The 1228-nt window shown below is 42.7% G+C and carries 1 protein-coding gene; it reads left to right on the top strand.

From position 1 onward, the window contains the following. Positions 1-22 precede the first annotated feature (22 nt). Positions 23-1042 carry a spore coat-associated protein CotNH gene (cotNH, locus tag ACWHAR_RS22110; RefSeq protein ID WP_017696730.1) on the top strand — a complete coding sequence of 340 codons (1020 nt, stop codon included), beginning with the start codon at positions 23-25 and terminating at the stop codon, positions 1040-1042. Positions 1043-1228: the final 186 nt, after the last annotated feature.

Here is a 1228-nt window from a genome sequence, read left to right as displayed (position 1 = left end):
CAAATTCAACAGGCAGGTGATCATGGTGAAAGGTACAATAAAAGAAAAATACGGCATTCACATCAGGCAGCTTTCCATGTACCAGCACACATATCAATGCTTTCAGACGCCTAATTCATACTTTCTGATTGTCCCCGTTTCCCAATTCTCAGAAACAGAGCTGGCGGAGCTTTATTACATGAGTCAGTATTTACAAGAACAAAGTGACCCATACGTTTCGGTTTTTATCTTTACAAAAGAAGGTGAACTGACATTTGAACATGAGGGAAAAACGTACGCTCTGCTGAAGGCGGCCCCCCCTTATTCAAACAGGGCGTTCTCCATTGGAGCGGAGCTTGCGGAATTTCATCGAAAAGGCCGAGGATATCCATATGAGGTGAAGGCGGCCGGAAGAATCGGCCAGTGGAAGGATCTGTGGGGAAAACGAATTGATCAGCTGGAAGCATTTTGGCAGAGAAAGGTTCAGACCCCTCCGCATGAGCCATTCGATAAAAAAATGATCGAATCATTTCCATATTATTTAGGACTGTCAGAAAACGCGATACAATATTTAGTGGACACTGAGCTGGATGACAAGCCCCAAGCCGCTGATTCAGGAACGATATGCCATCAGCGGATGGAAAGGCATACATGGTCACCGGAATCATTGATCAGGATTCCGGCGGATTGGGTGTTTGACCACGCTTCCCGTGATTTGGCTGAATATATGAGGCATACGTTTTTGCATCACAGACAAGATTTTAATCAGCAGGGCTTTCTCTTTTTACAGGAATACGAGCAAGTCACACCGCTGTCTTCATTTTCGAAACGCCTTTTATACAGCCGTCTGCTTTTCCCGCTTCATTATTTTGAAATCGTAGAAAGCTATTACACGTCATCAGAATCAGAAAAGCATTATTTTGAAGAACAGCTTAACTTCATTCTTAATGACTGTGGGCGTTATGAACAATTTCTCAATACAGCGCAGGAATTCATGAATATGCGGGCGCAGAAGCTGTTTGTTCCACGCGTCAGCTGGCTCGGCAAAGGCAGCTCAGGGTGAGGAGAAAATCTGACAAAAATAATTAGAAAATAAAGAATCTTGTCATATCAATTCGTTAAGCGTTTACATTCGCAAAATTCAGCCTAATGCTGTCTTGTCAAAACAGGAGCGGGCTTATATAATGTTTGTAACTTATATGTCTGTGTTGAGTTAACAATTGTCTTTTTCAAGAGGACAATCAAAAGA

It is taken from the genome of Bacillus sp. LR--39, from assembly GCF_053613335.1.
The sequence above is the reverse complement of the archived record's forward strand: the minus strand, read 5'-3'. Positions and strand labels throughout refer to the sequence as shown.

Excerpts from the sequence above, each read along its gene's own strand:
- cotNH (WP_017696730.1), top strand. The coding sequence starts at position 23 with ATGGTGAAAGGTACAATAAAAGAAAAATACGGCATTCACATCAGGCAG.